Source organism: Gordonibacter sp. RACS_AR68, from assembly GCF_030418485.1.
GTDB classification, from domain to species: domain Bacteria; phylum Actinomycetota; class Coriobacteriia; order Coriobacteriales; family Eggerthellaceae; genus Gordonibacter; species Gordonibacter urolithinfaciens.
Genome location: NZ_JAIPUP010000001.1, coordinates 618,465 through 636,787 on the forward strand (window position 1 = coordinate 618,465; position 18,323 = coordinate 636,787).

The 18,323-nt window shown below is 63.5% G+C and carries 19 protein-coding genes; 16 read left to right on the plus strand and 3 right to left on the minus strand.

All coding sequences use genetic code 11. From position 1 onward, the window contains the following. Positions 1-75: 75 nt before the first annotated feature. Complete coding sequence (locus K9U15_RS14495) at positions 76-300, minus strand: helix-turn-helix transcriptional regulator (RefSeq protein WP_123672781.1); 225 nt, start codon at positions 298-300, stop codon at positions 76-78. A 190-nt stretch (positions 301-490) separates the two neighbouring features. Here K9U15_RS14495 and K9U15_RS14500 point away from each other — a divergent pair, with 190 nt between their 5' ends. The 4 genes from K9U15_RS14500 to K9U15_RS02635 all read left to right on the plus strand — a co-directional run bounded on the left by K9U15_RS14500 (position 491) and on the right by K9U15_RS02635 (position 2,540). Beyond that, positions 491-661 carry a helix-turn-helix domain-containing protein gene (locus K9U15_RS14500; protein WP_367316870.1) on the plus strand — a complete coding sequence of 57 codons (171 nt, stop codon included), beginning with the start codon at positions 491-493 and terminating at the stop codon, positions 659-661. A gap of 409 nt (positions 662-1,070) precedes the next feature. Further along, complete coding sequence (gene rplM, locus K9U15_RS02625; RefSeq protein WP_087190232.1) at positions 1,071-1,505, plus strand: 50S ribosomal protein L13; 435 nt, start codon at positions 1,071-1,073, stop codon at positions 1,503-1,505. Positions 1,506-1,508: 3 nt separating this feature from the next. Continuing rightward, the gene (rpsI, locus tag K9U15_RS02630) at positions 1,509-1,901 is read left to right on the plus strand and encodes a 30S ribosomal protein S9 (protein WP_041239129.1); all 393 of its coding nucleotides are present in this window, start codon (positions 1,509-1,511) and stop codon (positions 1,899-1,901) included. 99 nt (positions 1,902-2,000) lie between these two features. Continuing rightward, positions 2,001-2,540: a GNAT family N-acetyltransferase gene (locus K9U15_RS02635; protein WP_301155546.1), complete on the plus strand. Its 540-nt coding sequence runs from the start codon at positions 2,001-2,003 to the stop codon at positions 2,538-2,540. Positions 2,541-2,652: 112 nt separating this feature from the next. Here K9U15_RS02635 and K9U15_RS02640 read toward each other — a convergent pair whose 3' ends face one another. Then, complete coding sequence (locus tag K9U15_RS02640; RefSeq protein WP_301155547.1) at positions 2,653-3,561, minus strand: helix-turn-helix transcriptional regulator; 909 nt, start codon at positions 3,559-3,561, stop codon at positions 2,653-2,655. A gap of 132 nt (positions 3,562-3,693) precedes the next feature. On the opposite strand from K9U15_RS02640, the gene K9U15_RS02645 reads away from it, so the two are divergent. The 11 genes from K9U15_RS02645 to K9U15_RS02695 all read left to right on the plus strand — a co-directional run bounded on the left by K9U15_RS02645 (position 3,694) and on the right by K9U15_RS02695 (position 15,501). Continuing rightward, entirely contained in the window at positions 3,694-4,770 is a 1,077-nt protein-coding gene (locus tag K9U15_RS02645) for an AbrB family transcriptional regulator (RefSeq protein WP_301155548.1), read from the plus strand. Position 4,771: 1 nt separating this feature from the next. After that, complete coding sequence (locus tag K9U15_RS02650) at positions 4,772-5,788, plus strand: type I glyceraldehyde-3-phosphate dehydrogenase (RefSeq protein ID WP_301155549.1); 1,017 nt, start codon at positions 4,772-4,774, stop codon at positions 5,786-5,788. Between the two features lie 4 nt (positions 5,789-5,792). Then, on the plus strand, positions 5,793-6,044 hold the full coding sequence (locus tag K9U15_RS02655; protein ID WP_301155550.1) for a metalloregulator ArsR/SmtB family transcription factor: 252 nt from the start codon (positions 5,793-5,795) through the stop codon (positions 6,042-6,044). A 122-nt stretch (positions 6,045-6,166) separates the two neighbouring features. Continuing rightward, complete coding sequence (nrfD, locus tag K9U15_RS02660) at positions 6,167-7,027, plus strand: NrfD/PsrC family molybdoenzyme membrane anchor subunit (RefSeq protein ID WP_301155551.1); 861 nt, start codon at positions 6,167-6,169, stop codon at positions 7,025-7,027. A gap of 27 nt (positions 7,028-7,054) precedes the next feature. Continuing rightward, a complete protein-coding gene (locus tag K9U15_RS02665) occupies positions 7,055-9,610 on the plus strand; it encodes a molybdopterin-dependent oxidoreductase (RefSeq protein ID WP_301155552.1) in 2,556 nt (851 codons plus the stop codon). After that, positions 9,610-10,296: a 4Fe-4S dicluster domain-containing protein gene (locus K9U15_RS02670; protein ID WP_301155553.1), complete on the plus strand. Its 687-nt coding sequence runs from the start codon at positions 9,610-9,612 to the stop codon at positions 10,294-10,296. Before K9U15_RS02665 ends, K9U15_RS02670 begins: the two co-directional genes overlap by 1 nt. Before the next feature lie 13 nt (positions 10,297-10,309). Beyond that, positions 10,310-10,900 carry a molecular chaperone gene (locus K9U15_RS02675; RefSeq protein ID WP_301155554.1) on the plus strand — a complete coding sequence of 197 codons (591 nt, stop codon included), beginning with the start codon at positions 10,310-10,312 and terminating at the stop codon, positions 10,898-10,900. Between the two features lie 104 nt (positions 10,901-11,004). Then, positions 11,005-11,976 carry a PhnD/SsuA/transferrin family substrate-binding protein gene (locus K9U15_RS02680; RefSeq protein WP_301155555.1) on the plus strand — a complete coding sequence of 324 codons (972 nt, stop codon included), beginning with the start codon at positions 11,005-11,007 and terminating at the stop codon, positions 11,974-11,976. Between the two features lie 5 nt (positions 11,977-11,981). Next, positions 11,982-13,445, plus strand: coding sequence for an ATP-binding protein (locus K9U15_RS02685; protein ID WP_301155556.1), 1,464 nt, complete (start codon positions 11,982-11,984; stop codon positions 13,443-13,445). Beyond that, positions 13,435-14,085: a response regulator transcription factor gene (locus K9U15_RS02690; protein WP_301155557.1), complete on the plus strand. Its 651-nt coding sequence runs from the start codon at positions 13,435-13,437 to the stop codon at positions 14,083-14,085. The genes K9U15_RS02685 and K9U15_RS02690 overlap by 11 nt, the downstream gene beginning before the upstream one ends. A 186-nt stretch (positions 14,086-14,271) precedes the next feature. Further along, positions 14,272-15,501 (plus strand): MFS transporter, encoded by a 1,230-nt coding sequence (locus K9U15_RS02695; RefSeq protein WP_123672771.1) that lies wholly within the window; start codon positions 14,272-14,274, stop codon positions 15,499-15,501. Positions 15,502-15,513: 12 nt separating this feature from the next. Here K9U15_RS02695 and K9U15_RS02700 read toward each other — a convergent pair whose 3' ends face one another. Further along, complete coding sequence (locus K9U15_RS02700; protein ID WP_301155558.1) at positions 15,514-15,954, minus strand: DUF4418 family protein; 441 nt, start codon at positions 15,952-15,954, stop codon at positions 15,514-15,516. Between the two features lie 267 nt (positions 15,955-16,221). Here K9U15_RS02700 and K9U15_RS02705 point away from each other — a divergent pair, with 267 nt between their 5' ends. After that, positions 16,222-18,309 (plus strand): glutamine synthetase III, encoded by a 2,088-nt coding sequence (locus tag K9U15_RS02705; RefSeq protein WP_301155559.1) that lies wholly within the window; start codon positions 16,222-16,224, stop codon positions 18,307-18,309. Positions 18,310-18,323: the final 14 nt, after the last annotated feature.

An 18,323-nucleotide genomic window follows, 5' to 3' on the forward strand; every position in this document is an offset into this window, starting at 1 on the left:
GCCCTCCGCGCGGGGCCGGCCTGCTTAGGGAAGACAAGAGAGCCGCCCCCATTCTTCCCCCTTACCTGGTCGCTTTTAATCGTCTGGTCTGCTTCGTTTTGCAACGAAGAAATCACCTGGCGGGCAGCCTATGGCCTCGCAGATTCTGACGAGTGTCGACAAGCGGACGGCCGTGACCTGGCCCTTGTCGATAAGCTTGGCTTCCCTTTCGGTAATCACCTGATCGTCGACTAACCTTTGCGTCGTTATGCCCCAGAGCCTCGAAACCTTTTGGAAGGTAAATTCGTACGATTCACCCATCGATGCCTTCTTTCATCAGAGTGAAAGCCATTTGCGGCGACAGCGTGTTTTCACGTTGCCCCTCTTTCTCAACTGTATGTTTGCAAACATACAACCTATGTAGTGTATCGCATACGCTTTGGTCATGCTCGAGCGGGATGACAATATCAGGAACTTTCAGGCGAAACGCCGGCTCGGGCTGCGGATCAGCATGCTGCGCGAGAGTAAGGATGTGTCGAGGCGCGAGTTCGCCAAATCGCTTGGCATGGATCACGTCAACCTTTGGAGGATCGAAGAGGGCAAGGCGAACGTGAAGTTCGATACGCTCTGCAATATTGCGGAGGGGCTCGGCGTCGAAGTCGAGAACCTCTTTCAAGGCTAGCCCTGCCATCCTGCTCCTCGTCAAGCACGCCATCTGTCCTTCCGCCTTGGCTCCGCCATCCGAAAAAACTTTTGAATATTTCTGCAGATCGCGACGAATGCGGAGGTTTTCCGTTGACTTCGCGAACGGCTCCGACATACAATGCAAAGGTTCGCTTTCAAAAGCCCCGTGCATGCAGCGAAAACGGAGACGCAGACAAAGGAGTCCAGGCCCGAGTCGCGTGTCGGCGTAGGAACCCGACGGTCCGTCCCACCTGCACTTTTGAAAACCGACGTGTCGCTTCCGCACCAAGGACGACTGCCGGAGAGGCCCTGCCTCGAAGGGAATCGCCCGGACGCGTGGAGAGCGGTGATCCCGGCGGGCGCTTTTGCGCGCACGGCGGAATGAAGGATTATTTGGAGGAAGCTAAGTGAAGACGTATTACGCGAAGCCCCAAGAAGTTGAGCGCGAATGGGTCTTGATCGACGCTGCGGACCAGGTTCTGGGCCGCGTCGCCGTGAAGGCCGCGCACATCCTGAAGGGCAAGCACAAGCCGCAGTACACCCCGCATGTCGACACCGGCGACTTCGTTGTCATCATCAACGCGGACAAGATCCGCGTGACGGGCAACAAGGCCGAGGACAAGCGCTACTACCGCCACAGCGGTTTCCCGGGCGGCTTGAAGTCCGAGACCTTCAACGAGGCCATGGCCAAGCATCCCGAGCGCGTGATCGAGCATGCCGTGAAGGGCATGCTGCCGAAGAACACGCTGGGCCGCGCCATGGGCAAGAAGCTCAAGGTCTACACCGGTGCGGAGCATCCGCACATGGCTCAGCAGCCCCGCGAGATCAAGATGGAGGGTTAAACAATGGCAGGTGAAGCTTTGTACTACGGCACCGGCCGTCGTAAGAACGCCGTCGCTCGCGTGCGTCTCGTTCCCGGCACCGGCAAGGTTACCATCAACGGCCGCGAGGCCCTGCAGTACTTCGGCCGCGAGGCGCTGGTGAACTACGCGCTCACGCCGTTCAAGGTGACCGACACGATGGACCACTTCGACGTCATCGCCCGCATCGACGGCGGCGGCATCTCGGGCCAGTCCGGCGCGCTGCGCCACGGCATCGCCCGCGCCCTGCTTGCGGCCGGCGACTACCGCGCCGAGCTCAAGAAGGCCGGCTACCTCACGCGCGACGCCCGTATGGTGGAGCGCAAGAAGTACGGCCTGAAGAAGGCCCGCAAGCGCCCGCAGTTCAGCAAGCGCTAGGATCGCGCTGCCGAGCAGCACGTTTTCTGCAAGCCCGCTTCCCCTTGCCGGGAGGCGGGCTTTTTCACATCACGGGGACGCCAGGGGAAGGAGCCGCGCATGGCAACGGTTCGGAAAGCGAGGGCCGATGAGGCCGACCAAGTGCTGGATTTCTACACGCGCATGATCGACGGGATGCGCGGCACAGAGTTCGACGTGTGCTGGGAGCACGACGTGCACCCGACGCGGGCGTTCCTGCGCGCTTCGACCGAGGCGGGCGAGGTGCTGGTGGTCGAGGCGCCCGGAACCGGGGCCGACGGGCCGCGCTTCGCCGCTGCCCTGGTGCTGAACGCGGAGTGCGACCCCGGCTACGACCAGGTGCGCTGGCAGGTGGATGCCGCACCCGACGAGGTGCTGGTGGTTCACGTGCTGGCCACGCTGCCGCAGTTCCACGGCCGCGGTTACGCGCGCCAGCTCCTGGAGGGCGCCATCGCGGCCGCGCGCGAGGCGGGCGCGAAGGCGCTGCGGTTGGACACCTTCACCACCAACGGGCGGGCCCAGGGGCTCTACGAGTCGTGCGGCTTCGCGAACTGCGGCGTCTACGAGGACTTCTATCCCCACCTCGGCCGCGGCGGAGTGCTGTACGAGTTCGCGCTGTAGCGGAGGGCGCCTGCCGGCCTAACGTATTCGCCGAGCGCCGAAGCGCTTGAGCGCTCAAGTTCGCGGATTCGAATCTCCGAACTCCGCGATTCCGGGCAGGCCCTTCTCTCGGCTACCCAATCCACACGATGCGGCCCATGTCCGAGGTGTCGTAGCCGCCGAGGCCGGCGAACTCCTCGCGGAGCAGGCCCGACTCCAGCACGCCCATCATGGCCTGTACCGGTCGTGAGTCGAAGTTCTCCCGTTTCACCACTAGGTCGTAACGCTCTTTTTGCAAAGGGACGAAGTCGATGCCCTCCACCTGCCGCGCTATCTTCTCGCTGCCCACGGCCACGTCGCCCCGGCCGCGCGCCACGCTGCTGGCCACCGCGATATGGGACTGCGTCTCGGTGCCGTACCCCTCGATGAACGACGGCTCCGCGCCGAGGAGGCGGACGTGCTCGTCCAAAAGCACGCGCGAGCCTGCGCCCTTCTCGCGGTTGACCAGGCGCACGCCCGGCCGCAGCAGGTCCTCCCATGTCCGCAGGTTCTTCGGATTTCCCTTCGCCACATAAAAGCCCTGCATGCGGTAGGTGAGGTTCACCACCACCACGGCAACGCCGGGGAGCAGCTTCCTCACGTAGGGGACGTTGTACTCGCCGGTCTCGCCGTCCCAGAGATGCGACGAAGCCACCTGCACGCGATCTTTGTACAGGTCTGCGAGCGCATCGTAGCTGCCAATGTAGGCGCGCAGCGACTCGATGCCCGTCTGGGCCACGTAGTTCGACAGCACGTCGAGGATGATGTCTTGGCCGCATATCACGAATCGTTCGCGGCTTGCGGGCGCGGTTGCGGGCCCCGCCGTGGGCGCCGCCTTCGAGCGTGCGATGTAGGCCTGCACGTCGGCGTAGGTGAACCGCAGCTTCCGGCCCACTTTGTAGGAGCCCAGCTCGCCTTTGTCCTTCAGAGCGTAGACGGTGTTGCGTCCCACCTGGAGTATCTCTGCCACATCGTCGACGGTGAGCGCCTCGTCGTTCCTCATGCTGCCTCGTTTCTGCGAGATGGGGCGAGGCGGGATGAAAGGGGACGAATGCGAGCCCGCAGATACCACCTCGTTTGCCTGCGTCCGATACGGCGATTATACTCCTACGAGAATTGAAGGGAAGGGGAAGGGATGGAGGTACCGGTTGCGCGGCTGCTCGCCACGCTGGCCGTGGGCGTGTGCTGCGGGCTGCTGTTCAAAAAGCTTAAGGTTCCGGCTGGGTACCTGATAGGTGCCTTCGCGGGCGTGGCCGTGATGAGCGTGGCGACGGGTCTCGCTTGGCTGCCCTCCGGTACGCGGACGGCCGTGCAGATCGTTGCCGGAGCGTTCGTGGGCTGCTCCCTCGAGCGGAGCGACCTCGCCCGCATGCGGGGCTTCGTGAAGCCGGTTCTGCTCATGCTGGCGTCGTTCCTCGTGCTGAACCTGGCGCTGGGTTTCGCCATCTGGGCGGCATCGCCGCTCGACCTTGTGACGTCGCTCATGTGCGCGGTGCCGGGCGGCATCAACGACACGCCCATCGTGGCAGCCGACATGGGAGCGGACGCGCCCGCCGTCACCATCATGCAGCTCATACGCCAGGTGCTGGGCATTGGTGCGTTCCCCCTCATGATCGCGGCGTTCGACCGGCTGCGCACCGCGCAGGGCCATCCCGATCCCGGCAACCGCACCTCCGCTTCCCACACCAAGCGCGCCAAGTCGAAGCAGAGGTCGGCGGCGTCTACGGTGGCAGCGCTCGGTGTTGCGGTGGTGGCGGGCCTGCTGAGCAAGGCGACGGGTATCCCCGGCCTCACCTTCACCGCGTCCATCCTGGCCGTGCTCGTGCTGAAGCTGGCCTTCGACTTCGCCTACCTTCCCAAGAGGGTGAAGAAGTGCTGCCAGCTGGTGGCGGGGTGCTATCTGGGCACGCTGCTCACGGCGCAGGGGCTTGCAGGGCTGGTCGACCTCGCGGTGCCGGCGCTCATCCTGGTTGCCGGGTACACGGCAAACTGCTTCGGGGCGGGTTGGCTGGAAAGCAGGCTGTTCGGCTACGGGCGCAAGGAGGGCATGCTCATCGCGTCGCCGGCCGGGGCGTCGGACATGGCGCTTATCATCGACGACCTCAACGTGAAGAACACCGACGTGGTGATCATGCAGGTGGTGCGGGCCGCTGTTGTCATGGCGCTCTTCCCGCAGGTCGTTAATCTGATAGGCCATTTCATAGGAGGATAGCATGGAGAAGAAACGCATCGCAGTAAACGGGCTGGGCCGCATCGGGAGGCTGGCGCTGCGCAAGCTGGCGTGCGACGAGCGGTTCGAGGTGGTGGCCGTGAACGACGTGGCCCCTATGGAAACCGTTGCCTACCTGCTGCGCCACAGCTCGGAGCACGGCGCGTTCGATGCGGCTGGGCGGGTGGGGTACGCCGATGGAGCGCTCGTGCTGGGCGTTGCGCAGATTACGGCCTTCCGCGAGGCGGACGCGGCGCGGCTGCCTTGGCATGACCTTGGCGTGGACCTCGTTCTGGAGTGCTCGGGTGCCTACACCTCCCGCGCGAAGGCGGAGGCGCACCTGAGCGCGGGGGCGGGCCGGGTGCTCGTGTCGGCAGCCGTCGGCAGCGACGTTCCCACCGTCGTGTTCGGCATCAACGAGGATACCGTGGACCCGCAGGATTCCATCGTATCGGGGGCGTCCTGCTCAACGGTGGGCCTCGCACCGCTCGCTCGCGCACTCAACGAGATCGCGCCCATCGAGCATGGCGTGTCCACCACCATTCATGCGCTCACGCCAACTCAGATGGCGCTTGACGACCCGCAGGCGAAGGGCAACCTGCGCCGGTCGCGCACCGCCTCCACGAACATCATCCCTACGAGTGCGGCCGCCGCCCAGGCGGTGGGCCTTGTGGTGCCCGAGCTGGCAGGCAGGCTGTCCGGTTCGGCCATCAGGGTTCCCGTCACTCGCGGCAGCCTTATCACGCTCTACGCCTGCGTGCGGGCCGCCTCGCTCACAGCTGAGGGGCTGAACGCGGCCATGCGCGAGCGTGCGAACAACCTGTTCGCGTACACCGACGAGGAGCTGGTGTCCTCGGACATCGCCGGGACGGAGTACGAGTCGATCTTCGACGCGACCCAGACCAAGGTGGCGAAGGCGTCAGAGGGCCGCTATCTGGTGGAAGTGGCGGCCTGGTTCGACAACGAGACCTCGTATGTGGCGCACTTCGCCAAGCTGGCAGCGCATTTGTGCGGCGTATGAAGCCATGCGCAAGGGATATTGCTCGCTGTCCGACGCGAACCGCGTGAAAATCGTGACGATGATCTCCCAGCGGGGCGAGTTGTGCGCTTGCAAGATATTGGATGAGCTGGGCATCGCGCAGCCGACGCTCTCCCATCATATGAAAGTGCTCTGCTCGTGCGGCCTGGTGAAGTGCCGCAAGGAGGGCAAGTGGATGCACTATTCGCTCGCAACCGAGGTCGTCGCAGAACTGAGGCGCTTCGTCGATTCCCTCTAACGCGCTCGCCATACGGTGTCGGGGAAACTCTGACAGAGAATCAGAGTTTCGATGATACCCAGCTTCCCTTGAATTTCGCATGATGGAACCAGCGTTTCCTGACGATGCGAAAGGGGAAGGATATGGATTATTCCAGTCTATGGGACGTGCGTATTTTCTTGGATCTGTTCTTAGGGGGTATCGGCGTCGGCATCTTCCTGTTCATGGCGTTCGGCTACGGGGAAAGGGATGCGAGGCGCCTCTCCACGCTCAGAATCGGCGCAATCGCCTCTCTGGCCTTGGTCGGGGCAGGTGCCCTCTGCCTGGTGAGCGAGCTCGGCCGGCCGTTCGGCATCCTGTCGACGGTGACGGGGTTCAATGCGACCTCGGTGACTTCATGGGGCGGCGTGCTGCAGGTGGCGTTCCTGCTTGTGGACGCTGCGCTCTGCGCGATGCTCTTCGTCCGCAAGGGCGCGCTGCTCGACGGCGTTGCGTTCAAGGTCGTCGGCGCGGCGGGCGTCGGGTTCGCCGCGCTCGTGCTCGCATACCACGGTCTCGTGCTCAACTCGGTCGGCCGGGGGCTCTGGGCCGACGCGCTCATCATTCCGCTGTTCATGACGTCGTCGGTGCTCGCCGGTGGCGCGGCGGCGGCCGCTATCGGGCGACTGGCGGGCGCGGATGCATCCGCCGGTGAGGCGAAGTTCGTGTCGGCTTCATCGCTGGCCGTTGCGGTGCTGATGCTCGCCTTCGGCTTCACGGTGGCCCCGGCCGGGGCCGATGCGGCCTTCTGCTACGACGTCATGATGGCCCAATCCGGCATGGTCTGGTGGCTGGTCGCCTTCGGCGTGGGGGCCGTCGTGCCGTTGGTGCTATCGGTCGTGGCGCTCGCGAAACCCCGTGCGCAGGGTACGGCCCTGTTCCTTGCCATAGCTGTTTGCGCCCTTGCGGGCAGCTTCGCCTGCAAGTTCCTGCTGGCTTCGACCGCACAGATACTCATCGGCTAAACGCACCTCGGAAAGGAGCTGCATAGTATGAAAACCAACATCACGCGCCGCGGATTCGTCCAGGCTACGGCTGCGACCGCAGCGGCGGCCGCATTGGCGGGGCCGACGCTGCGCGCCTTCGCCGAGGCGCCGTCCGAAAACGCCGCGAAGGCCGAGGAAGGAGGCAGGTGGGTGTCGTCCGCCTGCCAGGGCTGCACGTCGTGGTGCGCCGTGCAGGTGTACGTGGAGGACGGGCGTGCCGTCAAGGTGAAGGGCAACCCGAACTCGAAGGCGAACCGCGGCTTCATCTGCCCGCGTCCGCACCTGGCCATCCAGCAGCTGTACGACCCCGATAGGCTCAAGGGCCCCATGAAGCGCACGAACCCGAGCAAGGGCCGCGACGAAGACCCGGGCTTCGTTCCCATCAGCTGGGACGAGGCGGCCGAGACGATAGCCGAGAAGCTCATGGAGCTGCGGCAGACGGGCGAGACGCACAAGTTCATGTTCCTCAAGGGCCGCTCCACCAACAACACCGACGTGCTCTTCAAGGCGCTGCCCCAGATCTACGGGACACGCAACTGCTTCGCCCACTCGACGATATGCGCCGAGGCGGAGAAGCTCGGGGCCGGTGTGACCGAGGGCTATTGGGATTACCGCGACTACGACGTGGCGAACACGCGGTATTTCATCATGTGGGGAACCGACCCCATCGCCTCGAACCGCCAGATCGCGAACATCAGCAACCATTTCGGGGACATGACCGACAACGCGACGGTGGCAGTCGTCGACCCGCGCCTCTCCGCTACGGCGGCGAAAGGCGACGAATGGCTTCCCGTCATACCGGGCCAAGACGGGGCGCTCGCCTCTGCCATCGCGCACGTCATATTGGTCGAAGGACTCTGGAACAGGGAATTTGTTGGCGATTTCACCGATGGCGAGAACCGTTTTACCGCGCGTGAGCAGGTTGAGGAGGCAACGTTCGCCGAAAACCGCACGAACGGGCTGGTGAAGTGGTGGAATCTCGAGCTTTTGGATAAGACGCCAGAATGGGCCGAGCCGGTTTGCGGCATTCCGGCCGACCAGATATACCGCGTGGCCCGCGCCTTCGCGGCGGCCGCCCCGCACGCGACGTCCTGGATGTCGCCGGGCGTGGCCATGCAGGTGCGCGGCGCCTACATGGCCATGGCCACCAACGTGCTCAACGGGCTCGTGGGCTCGGTGGAGAACGTAGGCGGCCCGAACCGCGCGCCCTCCGTGCCGGCGGGCAAGCTCCCGGACATCAAGCCTTACCAGGATGAAGTTGCCCAAGCGGGTGTCAAGCAGCCGTTTTTCGATCGGCGCGGCACATTCGATTTTCCGGCGGTTGCAAAGGGAAAGCTGCACGATCAGGTTATCACGAACCGCATCGCAGACTGCCTGAACGAAGGCGAGCCGTACGATATCAAGATGGTCATCTCGTACTGGAACAACTGGGTGTACTCGTGCACCGGTGCGCAGCGCTGGGAGGAAGCGCTCGCGAAGATCCCCTTCTTCGTGCACATAACGCTCAACCCTGCCGAGATGTCCCAGTTCGCCGACATCGTGCTGCCGGCGCGCCATCAGATGTTCGAGCGGTGGGGCTCGGTGACGAACAAGCAGGACCTCCACTCCTACACGGCGCTCGAGCAGCCGGTTGTCGAGCCCTTGTGGGACACGCTGACCGACGAGACCGAGATCGCGTGGCTCATTGCCGAGAAGCTTGCCGACAAGGGTTTTCCGAACGTGCTCAATTACTACCGGGAATGCTTCCATGACCCCGAGACCGATGCGGAGCCGCAAAGCGGCGAGGACCTGTCGCTTTTCGCCACGAAGCTGCTGACGAAACCGCTTTGGGATCCTTCGGCAGACAAGAAGGGCGGCGACGAGCTCTCCGGTTGGGACGAGTTCGTGGAGAAGGGCATATGGAACAGCAAGAGGCAGGGCTACCGAGAGCATTGGGACGACTTCGGCACCAAGACGGGCAAGTACGAGTTCTACAGCGAAACGCTTAAAAGCATTCTGGAGGAGCACGCCTCAGGGTTTGGGAAAACGGTAGACGAGCTGATGGATGAGCTGAACTACCAAGCGCGCGGCGAAATCGCCTTCGTGCCCCATTACGAGGAGGCGTTCCGTGAGGGTGACGAAGGGGAGTATCCCTTCATATTCAGCGAGCATCGCTCGCGCCTGAATCGCGAAGGGCGGACAGCGAACACCTCGTGGTACCAAGAGTTCAAGGACGTCGATCCGGGCGACGAGCCTTGGGACGATGTGCTCAAGATCAATCCGGCCGACTGCGAAGCCCTTGGGATAACGTCGGGAGATCCGATTCGCGTGACGTCGGTGCAGGGGTCGGTGGTCGTGCATGCCAAGGCGTGGGAGGGCACGCGCCCCGGCGTCGTGGTCAAGTGCTACGGGCAAGGCCACTGGGCGTACGGCCGCATCGCCACCAAGGATTATGCGGCGAAGGTGCCGCGCGGCGGCAACAACAACGAGCTCATCCCGTCGAACTTCGAGCGCATCAGCTCGTCGACGACGCGCCACGGGGGCCTCGCCCGCGTGAAGATCGAGAAAGTTGAGGAAGCGTAATGACTCGCTATGGAATGGTGATCGATCTGCATAAGTGCGTCGGATGCGGCGCTTGCCAGATCGCCTGCAAGAAAGAGAACAACGTGGATACCGGCATGTTCTGGTCCCATCATATCATCGAGGAATCCGGCGTGTTTCCCCATGTGCGCCACGAGTACACCCCCACGATGTGCAATCATTGCGCCGATGCCGAGTGCGTGCGCGTCTGCCCGACGAGCGCCATGCACAAGGATGAAAACGGCCTCACGCTGCACGAAGCAAGCCGCTGCATCGGGTGCAAGAGCTGCATGATGGCGTGCCCCTACAACGCGGTCAGTTTCAATCGCAAGGACGTGCCGCGCTCGTGGGACGATGACGAGCCTGCCATTCCCGGCTGCACGTCAACCGCAAAGGAGCAACAGGAGAAGACGGGAGTGCCGGTTCCGTACTACAACAAGGATCGCGAGGCGACCTATCCCGGGGTGCGCGAAGTCGGCACCGTTGAGAAGTGCACGATGTGCGACCATCGGGTGAAGGATGGCCTCGTGCCCTACTGTGCCGAGGTCTGCCCGGCCCAGGCACGCGTGTTCGGCGATCTCGATGATCCTGAAAGCGATGCATCTCGCCTGCTTGTACGCCATGGAGGCCAGGTGCTCAAGCCCGAGGCGGGCACTCATCCGGCTGTGTACTATATTCGGAGTTTCTAAGGAGGTCGAGACGATGGTGTTCTCTCGAGAGTGCGAGGAGCTGGCCGCGCAGGCGGAAGCGCTCAGGCTCCTTTCCCTCCTTTTCGATGGCCCCAGCCCCTCCCTGCTGCCGGTTGTCGAGAGTTTGGAAGGACTCTATCGTGGCGACCGCGAAGCTGTTGAGCTGCTCGAGGGCATGGCCGAGTCGTTGGAGCGCGACGATCTTGTCGCGCTCCAAGTGGACCATGCGAGGCTTTTCATCGGCCCCTTCCAGATGATCGCACCGCCCTATGCCTCGCTGTACCTTGAGGCGGGCGATCGGGTCGACGGCGAGGTGACGAGGCGTATTGCGCGGCGATACGCAGAAGGTGGCTTGAGTCTCCTGCCGGATGAGAAGCGCCCCGCCGATTACGTCGGCTACCTGTTCGAGTTCCTCTCCTATCTTGCCTTCGAGGTCGTACGCAAGGGCGGCAAAGGTCGTTTCAGTGAGATGGACCAATTTGCGGAAGAGTATGTGCTCGGCTGGGTGCCTCGCTTGTTCGGTCTTATGCAAGAAGGTGCGGACACACGCTATTTCAAGAGCTTTGGGAAGCTTGGTTTGGAGCACCTGCCCGTCGGTTTGTAGCGGCATCGTGGATTCTCGGGGCCGGCTCGTTCCTCAGGGAGGGCCATCGGCCGGTTGCTATAATCGGCCGATGGAGGGGTGGGCAACGTTAAGAGGGGGCTCGCATGATCGATAGAAGGTGCTTTCTTGGAATGCTGCTCCTGTCGGGCGGGGCGGTCCTTTCGTCCTGCTCGAACGCGGCCGGGAAAGACTCCGAAGCTATTCCCCTGTTCGCAGAGCGAAAGGATGGCGATGAGGCTGCGTCTGATGGCGCTGCCGAAAAGGTGAAGGTGGCGTTCGCTGCCCTCGTCTCTCCCCAAGAGTCGTTCTACAAATACCAGAACTTGGTTAATTACCTGGAAGAGAAGATAGGCCGCAGTATCGAGGTGGTGAGAAGGCAGACCTATCAAGAAGTGAACGACTTGCTTGGGGCGGGCGAGGTAGACTTCGGGTTCATCTGCTCGCTTTCGTATGTGATGGGGCGCGACGAAGGCACGCTTGCGGGCATTGCTGCTCCCGTGATAGGCGGCAGCAGTTTTTACCGATCCTACCTGATCTGTCGCACGGACAGCGGGTGCAATATGCTCGAGGACCTTCAGGGTAAGACGTTCGCCTTTACCGATCCGCTTTCCTACACGGGTCGGCTCTCGATGCTCAAGCTTCTTCACGATCAGATAGGCGCCGACGAGGGATTCTTTCGCGAGGTGTTCTACACCTACAGCCACGACTCCTCCGTGCATGCGGTCCACCTCGGCATCGTCGATGCCGCTTCCGTCGACGGGCTCGTGTACGATGAGCTGGCGGCCTCTCAATCCGACTTGGTGGGCAACGTCCATGTTATCTACAAGGGGCCGGCTGCGGGCATGCCCCCGGTCGTGGCCTCTGCGCTCGCCGATGACGGCCTGAAAAGCTCTTTCCAGAATTGCCTGCTCGGCATGGTCGATGACGAGCGCGGGAGGATCGTTCTCGAAGAGCTCGGCTACGATCGGTTCGAGGTGCCCGACGACACGAACTATGAGGTTATCCGCGAGGCTGTTGCGGCCGTTGGGGAAAGCGCGGTGGACGAGTCGGGTGCGGTCCGGCAGATGCGGAGGTGAAAGCCGTGATCAAAACGATAACCGGCGCCGTTCGCAACGCTTCGCTCCAGATGAAGATGTTCAGCCTCACCGCGGCGGTCGTTGTTGCCGTGGCCGCCTGTTCGTTCGCCTGGATGCAGTCGGCACTCTCGGGATCGCTCTCGCTTCAGGTTGAAAGCAGGGCGCGGGCTTTGGCTACCTACGTGGCCTCTCGAAGCATCGATCCGCTGCTCACGAACAACATATACACGCTCAACGCGCTCGTGGACGACACGGTCAAGAACAACGAGGATGTGAAATACCTGTTCATTGTCGGCGAAAACGGCGAGGTGATCGTGAGCTCCGAAAAGGCTTTGGCGGTAAGCGACGAGCTTTTGGCGGCGAACGCATCCGTTGCAGAAGACGGGTTGTATCGCGAGAGCTCGAAGGCTTTGGAGACCGACGCAGGACGCATCATGGACAATGCCGCCCCCGTGTTCAAGGAGGGGGGAGCCGAGGTGCGTGTGGGTATGGGATACGAGTCGGTCGGATCGTTCATGACCGATGTAAGCTCGCAGCTCCTCGTTATCGTCGGACTCGTTTTGGCCGTGGCTATGGCCGTTTCCTATGCCATCGTGAAGGTGACGTTGAGGCCCGTCAAGGACCTCGTAGGGCTGACCGAGCGCGTATCCGAAGGGGAGTTGGGGGAACGCGCAAATGAGTACAACCACGATGAGATAGGCAGGCTCGCCGAATCGTTCAACCGCATGCTCGATGATCTGCAGATGGCCGAGGCCGAGCGCAACGATTATGTGGGGGAATTGGCAGACAAGGAGCGGATTCTCGGCCTGTTGCTCCAGAAGGTCATCAACGCGCAGGAGGATGAGAGGAAGCGTATAGCGCGTGAGCTGCACGACGAAACGAGCCATTCTCTCACGGCCATGCTGATAGAGTTGCAGGAACTTAGGCGCGGCTCGCTCACCGCCGACCAAGAGGGCCATGCGGTGGCGCTCAAGTCGCTCATCGACCAGGCGCTCAAGGACATCAACCAACTCGCCTGGAACCTCCGACCGAGCGTGTTGGACAAATTCGGCCTTCAGGTGTCCCTCGAGCGCTATGTAGAGGAGATCGAGGCGCATCATAGCTTCTCCGTCGATCTGGTGGTTCAGGGAGATGCCGCCTCGCTGCCCCCCGATGTCGAGATCACCATATACCGGTTGGTTCAGGAGGCGGTCACTAACGTGGTGAAGTATGCCCATGCCCGCGAGTTGGGCATCATGCTGGTGGTGAACGCCGCCTTCGTGTCCGTTGTGGTGGAAGACGACGGGGTTGGGTTCGATGTTGGCGCGGTAACAAGGTTGAGGCCGGGCGAGCATCTCGGGCTGCTGGGTATGGACGAGCGCGTTTCGATACTCGGCGGCACGCTTGATATCGAATCGTCCGTCGGCGGGGGCACCACCATCATAGCGAAGGTGCCATTGAGGGATAAGGGGGCATCGGATGAGACGTAGGCTCGTTTTGGCCGACGACCATGCGCTTTTCCGGTCGGGCCTCAAGATGATCTTGGAAAAGGACCGGGATATCGAGATCGTCGGGGAGGCATCGTGCGGCAAGGAGGCGGTGGAGCTTGTACGCGATGCCTGCGGCGCCGTCGATCTGGTGATCCTCGATATCAACATGCCCGACATGGACGGCATCGAAGTTGCCGAAGCCATCCGCGCCTTCAATGGGAAAGTGGGTATTCTCATGGTTACGATGTACGAAGACGAGGCCTATTTGAAGGCAGCCCTCAAAGCCGGCGCCAACGGCTACGTGACCAAACAGGCTGTTGACGAGGAGCTTATCACCGCCGTGAATGCCATTCTCGATGGCCGCACGTACATCTATCCGACGCTGGCCGCCCTGCTGTTCGATGATTCACCTGAAAGCGAAGAAGGGGCCGGCGCAAACCCCGACGTGCTGAGTTCACGTGAAAAGGAGGTTCTCCGCTATCTTGCGCTTGGGTACACGCAACGCGAGATCGGAGAAGCCTTGTTCATAAGCGAGAAAACGGTGGAAACGTACAAGAGCCGGTTGCTGGCGAAACTCGGACTGGAGAAGCGCTCCGAGCTCGTCCGCTACGCCTTCGAGAAGGGGATCGTCGACTTGTAGCGGTTGCAAAGCGCGGCATCGACGGCTGGACTTGGGGATCCTCTCGATGAAAAACAAGCCTTCGCAGTGGTCGGAGGTTGAAGAGTGCCGTGAACCTGTTATCGTGGTACTCGTTTGCCCGCCTAAGGCCTTTGTGTGCTCGGTGACGGGCCGAAGTCGTGCGTCGGGTTCAAGGGGACGGTGCCGGTGAAGAATTTCGACCGCGGGGTGTACCGCGCGGTTCTCAAGGTGAGGGAGGCCTACGCGTTCGACGCGGGCGGCATCCTCATGCGCGTGTATGCCTACATGGCCACCATCGGGTCCATCTCCATGTTGACGCTGGCGGGGTACTCGTTCTTCCTCGCGGGCACGGTGTCGTCCACCATCGCGCTGGCCACGTTCCTCATCTCGCCGCGCGTCTCCAAGCTGGTGGACGAGCGCGGCCAGCACGCGGTGGTGCCGAAGGCGGCGGTGGTCACGCTCGTGGGGCTCGCCCTCATGCTGGCAACCGTGAGCCTGGGCGGGCCCATCGCGCTGTGCTACGTGGCCGCCGTGCTCATGGGGTTCATCCCCAACGCCCAGGCGCTCACGCGCGCCCGCTGGACGTACCTGGTGCGCACGGGACGGCTGGGCGAGGACGCCCCCACGCTGAAGACCGTGTTCTCCTACGAGGGCATCATCGACGACGTTGCCTTCATGGTGGGGCCGGCGGCCTCCATCGCCCTGGCCGCGGCCCTCTTTCCGGCGGCCGGCATGCTGGCGGGCGGCGTGTGCTTCGCCGTGGGCGTCGTGGTGCTCACGCTCTCCCGATCGACCGAGCCCACGGTGGGAAGCGTTGGCGCCGGGGAGCCCCCGAAGCACCGTCGCAGCATCATCGCCACCTCGTCGGTCGTGCGCGTGCTGTTTGCGCTTATGTTCTTCCTCGGCGCGTTCTACGGGGTGTTCGACACGGCCACCGTGTCGCTCGCCGAGGACGTGGGGAACCCGTCGGCCGCCAGCGTCATCCTCATCGTGGCCGCGTGCGTGTCCATTGCGTCCGGGTTCCTGTTCGGCATGATCCGCCTGACCATACCGCAGTACGTCCAGCTCGCGGCCGTGAGCCTTCTGGTGGGGTGCGCCTACGGCACCATGGTGTTCATCGGGTCCATCGAGTCGCTGTTCGTGGTGTCCACCGTGGCGGCGATGTTCTACGCGCCGTTCTTCATCACGGCGAACGCCACCTGCGAGCGCATGGTGCCGGGCGACCGCCTGACCGAGGCCATCACCTGGATGAACTCCGGGAGCATCTGCGGCCTGGCGTTCGGGCCCACCCTGGGCGGCGCGCTCATCGACCAGCTGGGAACCACGGCCAGCTTCGGCTTCGGCGCCGTGCTGGCCGTGATGGTGCCCGTCATCGCGTTCGCGTGCCTGCCCCTGCTGAAGCGGCACGAGCGGTAGCCTCGCTAGCCGCTACAGCTTCATCTTCGGCAGCTCGGCGCCCTTTGGGTCCGCCTTGGCTGCCTGCACGATGCCCACGACGAGGGCGATGCCGGCGGCAACCCACAGCACGAGCGCCGTCTGGTGGCAGGACATGTCGGGGTTGGCGCACAGGCCGATGCCCGCGGGGGTGGTCACCAGCACGGTCGCCGCGGCCACGGCGACCGTGGCAATACCGGCGAAGCGGCGCCCCTCCTTCGTGCGGCCTGCCAGCGCCAGCAGCGCCGTGACCACTCCCACCGCGCCCACGAGCGTCGTGGCGACGAACGTCCAGTGGCACTTCATGGGGACGGTCCCTCCGGTCGCCGTCTCCACCGGTTTCGCGCAGCCGCCCATGAGCACCGACACCGCGACGACGGCCGCCATGGCCGCCACCCCTGCCACTGCCAAGACCATCCATGCCCGCCTGCCCATGTCGCAGCCTCTCTTCCCTATTGGTTTCTAGCACTTATTATCATAGCGCAAGTAGTTGACTTGCGCTATTTGAAACGGGGAAGGGCGGAGGGAGGTGCCTGCCCCTCGAAACCTCTCCGAAACAATAAACCGTTAGTTTGATGACCGGATGCTGAAAGTGCGTTTCGCCTGCGAAGCATGGTATCGTATACGGCGATCGAATCCGCGCGCACGCGGCGCGACGGCTCCGGTGGACGCCGGGCCGGCAAGGTGAGGAGCGAAAGCCCTATGGCACGAGTTTCGGATACGTACGGCTCGATGGTGTTCAACGAGCACACGATGCAGGAGCGTCTGCCCTCGGCGACGTACAAGAGCCTGCTCAAAACCATGAAGCAAGGCGAGCCGCTGGAGATAGAGGTGGCCAACGTCGTGGCCCACGCCATGAAGGAGTGGGCCATCGAGAAGGGCGCCACGCACTTCACGCACTGGTTCCAGCCGCTCTCCGGCATCACGTCCGAGAAGCACGACAGCTTCCTCGACCCGGTGAGCGACGGCCGCGCCATCATGAGCTTCTCAGGCAAGGAGCTCATCTCGGGCGAGTCCGACGCGTCCAGCTTCCCCTCCGGCGGCCTGCGCGCCACGTTCGAGGCGCGCGGCTATACGGCGTGGGACCCCACGAGCTATGCGTTCGTGAAGGACGAGGTGCTGTGCATTCCCACCGCCTTCTGCTCCTACACCGGCGAGGCGCTCGACAAGAAGACGCCGCTTCTGCGATCCATGAGCGCCGTCGAGGAGCAGGCGAACCGCGTGCTCGCGCTGTTCGGCTGGGAGCCGCAGCGCGTCGTGCCCACGGTGGGCGCCGAGCAGGAGTACTTCCTCATCTCCGAGAAGGACTACGCCAAGCGCCAGGATCTCGTGATGTGCGGTCGCACGCTGTTCGGCTATGCCCCGTGCAAGGGCCAGGAGCTGGAGGAGCACTACTTCGGCGCCATCCGCCCCACGGTGAACGAGTTCATGAAGGAGCTCGACGACGAGCTATGGGCGCTCGGCGTGCCCGCGCGCACGAAGCACAACGAGGTGGCTCCTGCGCAGCACGAGCTGGCACCCATCTTCACGAACGCGAACCGCGGCGTGGACGAGAACCTGCTTACCATGGAGAAGATGCGTCTGCTGGCATCGCACTACGGCCTGGTGTGCCTGCTGCACGAGAAGCCGTTCGAGGGCATCAACGGCTCCGGCAAGCACAACAACTGGTCGCTGTCCGCCAGCAAGAACCTGTTCGACCCGGGCGAGAGCCCCATGGACAACCTGCGCTTCCTCGTGTTCCTCACCGCGGTGATCCAAGCGGTGGACGACTACCAGGAGCTGCTGCGCATGTCGGTGGCCTCCGCCGGCAACGACCATCGCCTCGGCGCCGACGAGGCGCCCCCGGCCATCGTGTCCATCTTCCTGGGCGACGAGCTGGATGCCATCGTGGACGCGCTCGTGGACGACCACGAGTACGAGAGCGCCGAGAAGGTGGCCATGGACCTGGGCGTGGACGTGCTGCCGAACTTCTTGAAGGACAACACCGACCGCAACCGCACCTCGCCGTTCGCATTCACGGGCAACAAGTTCGAGTTCCGCATGCCCGGCTCGAACGTGAACCTGTCCGATGCGAACATGATCCTGAACACCGCCGTGGCGAAGAGCTTCAAGGACTTCGCCGACGCCATGGAGGGCAAGGAGGGCGACGAGTTCGAGACGGCCACCATCGCCTACATCCGCAAGACGCTCAAGGCCCACCGCCGCATCATCTTCAACGGCAACGGCTATGCGGAAGAATGGGAGCGCGAGGCCGAGCGCCGCGGGCTGGCGAACCACCGCACCACGGCGGATGCGCTGCCGTGCTTCGTGGACCAGAAGAGCATCGCGCTGTTCGAGGAGCTCGGGGTGCTTTCCGAGGCCGAGGTGCGCAGCCGCTACGAGGTGAAGCTGGAGAAGTACAACAAGCTGCTGAACATAGAGGCCCGCACCATGAAGCGCATGGTGCGCCGCGCCTACCTTCCTGCCATCAACGGCTACGCCGCCGAGGTGGCGCGCGGCATCACGGCCGTCCGCGCTGCGGCCGCTGGTGCCGAGGTGGGCCAGCAGGAGGCCCTGCTGCACAAGCTGCTCGCTGGCGTGAAGGAGATCGACGCCCAGCTGCAGGCGCTCGACGCCGCGCACCACGCGGCTTTGGAGCTGGTCGACCAGCAGCAGCGCGCGAACAAGTACGCCCACGAGATCGTGCCCATCATGGAGAAGCTGCGTGCCGCCGTGGACGAGATGGAGATCGTCACCGACCGCGACCACTGGCCGGTGCCCACCTACAACGACATGCTGTTCTACGTGTAGAGTTCCGCGGGCCT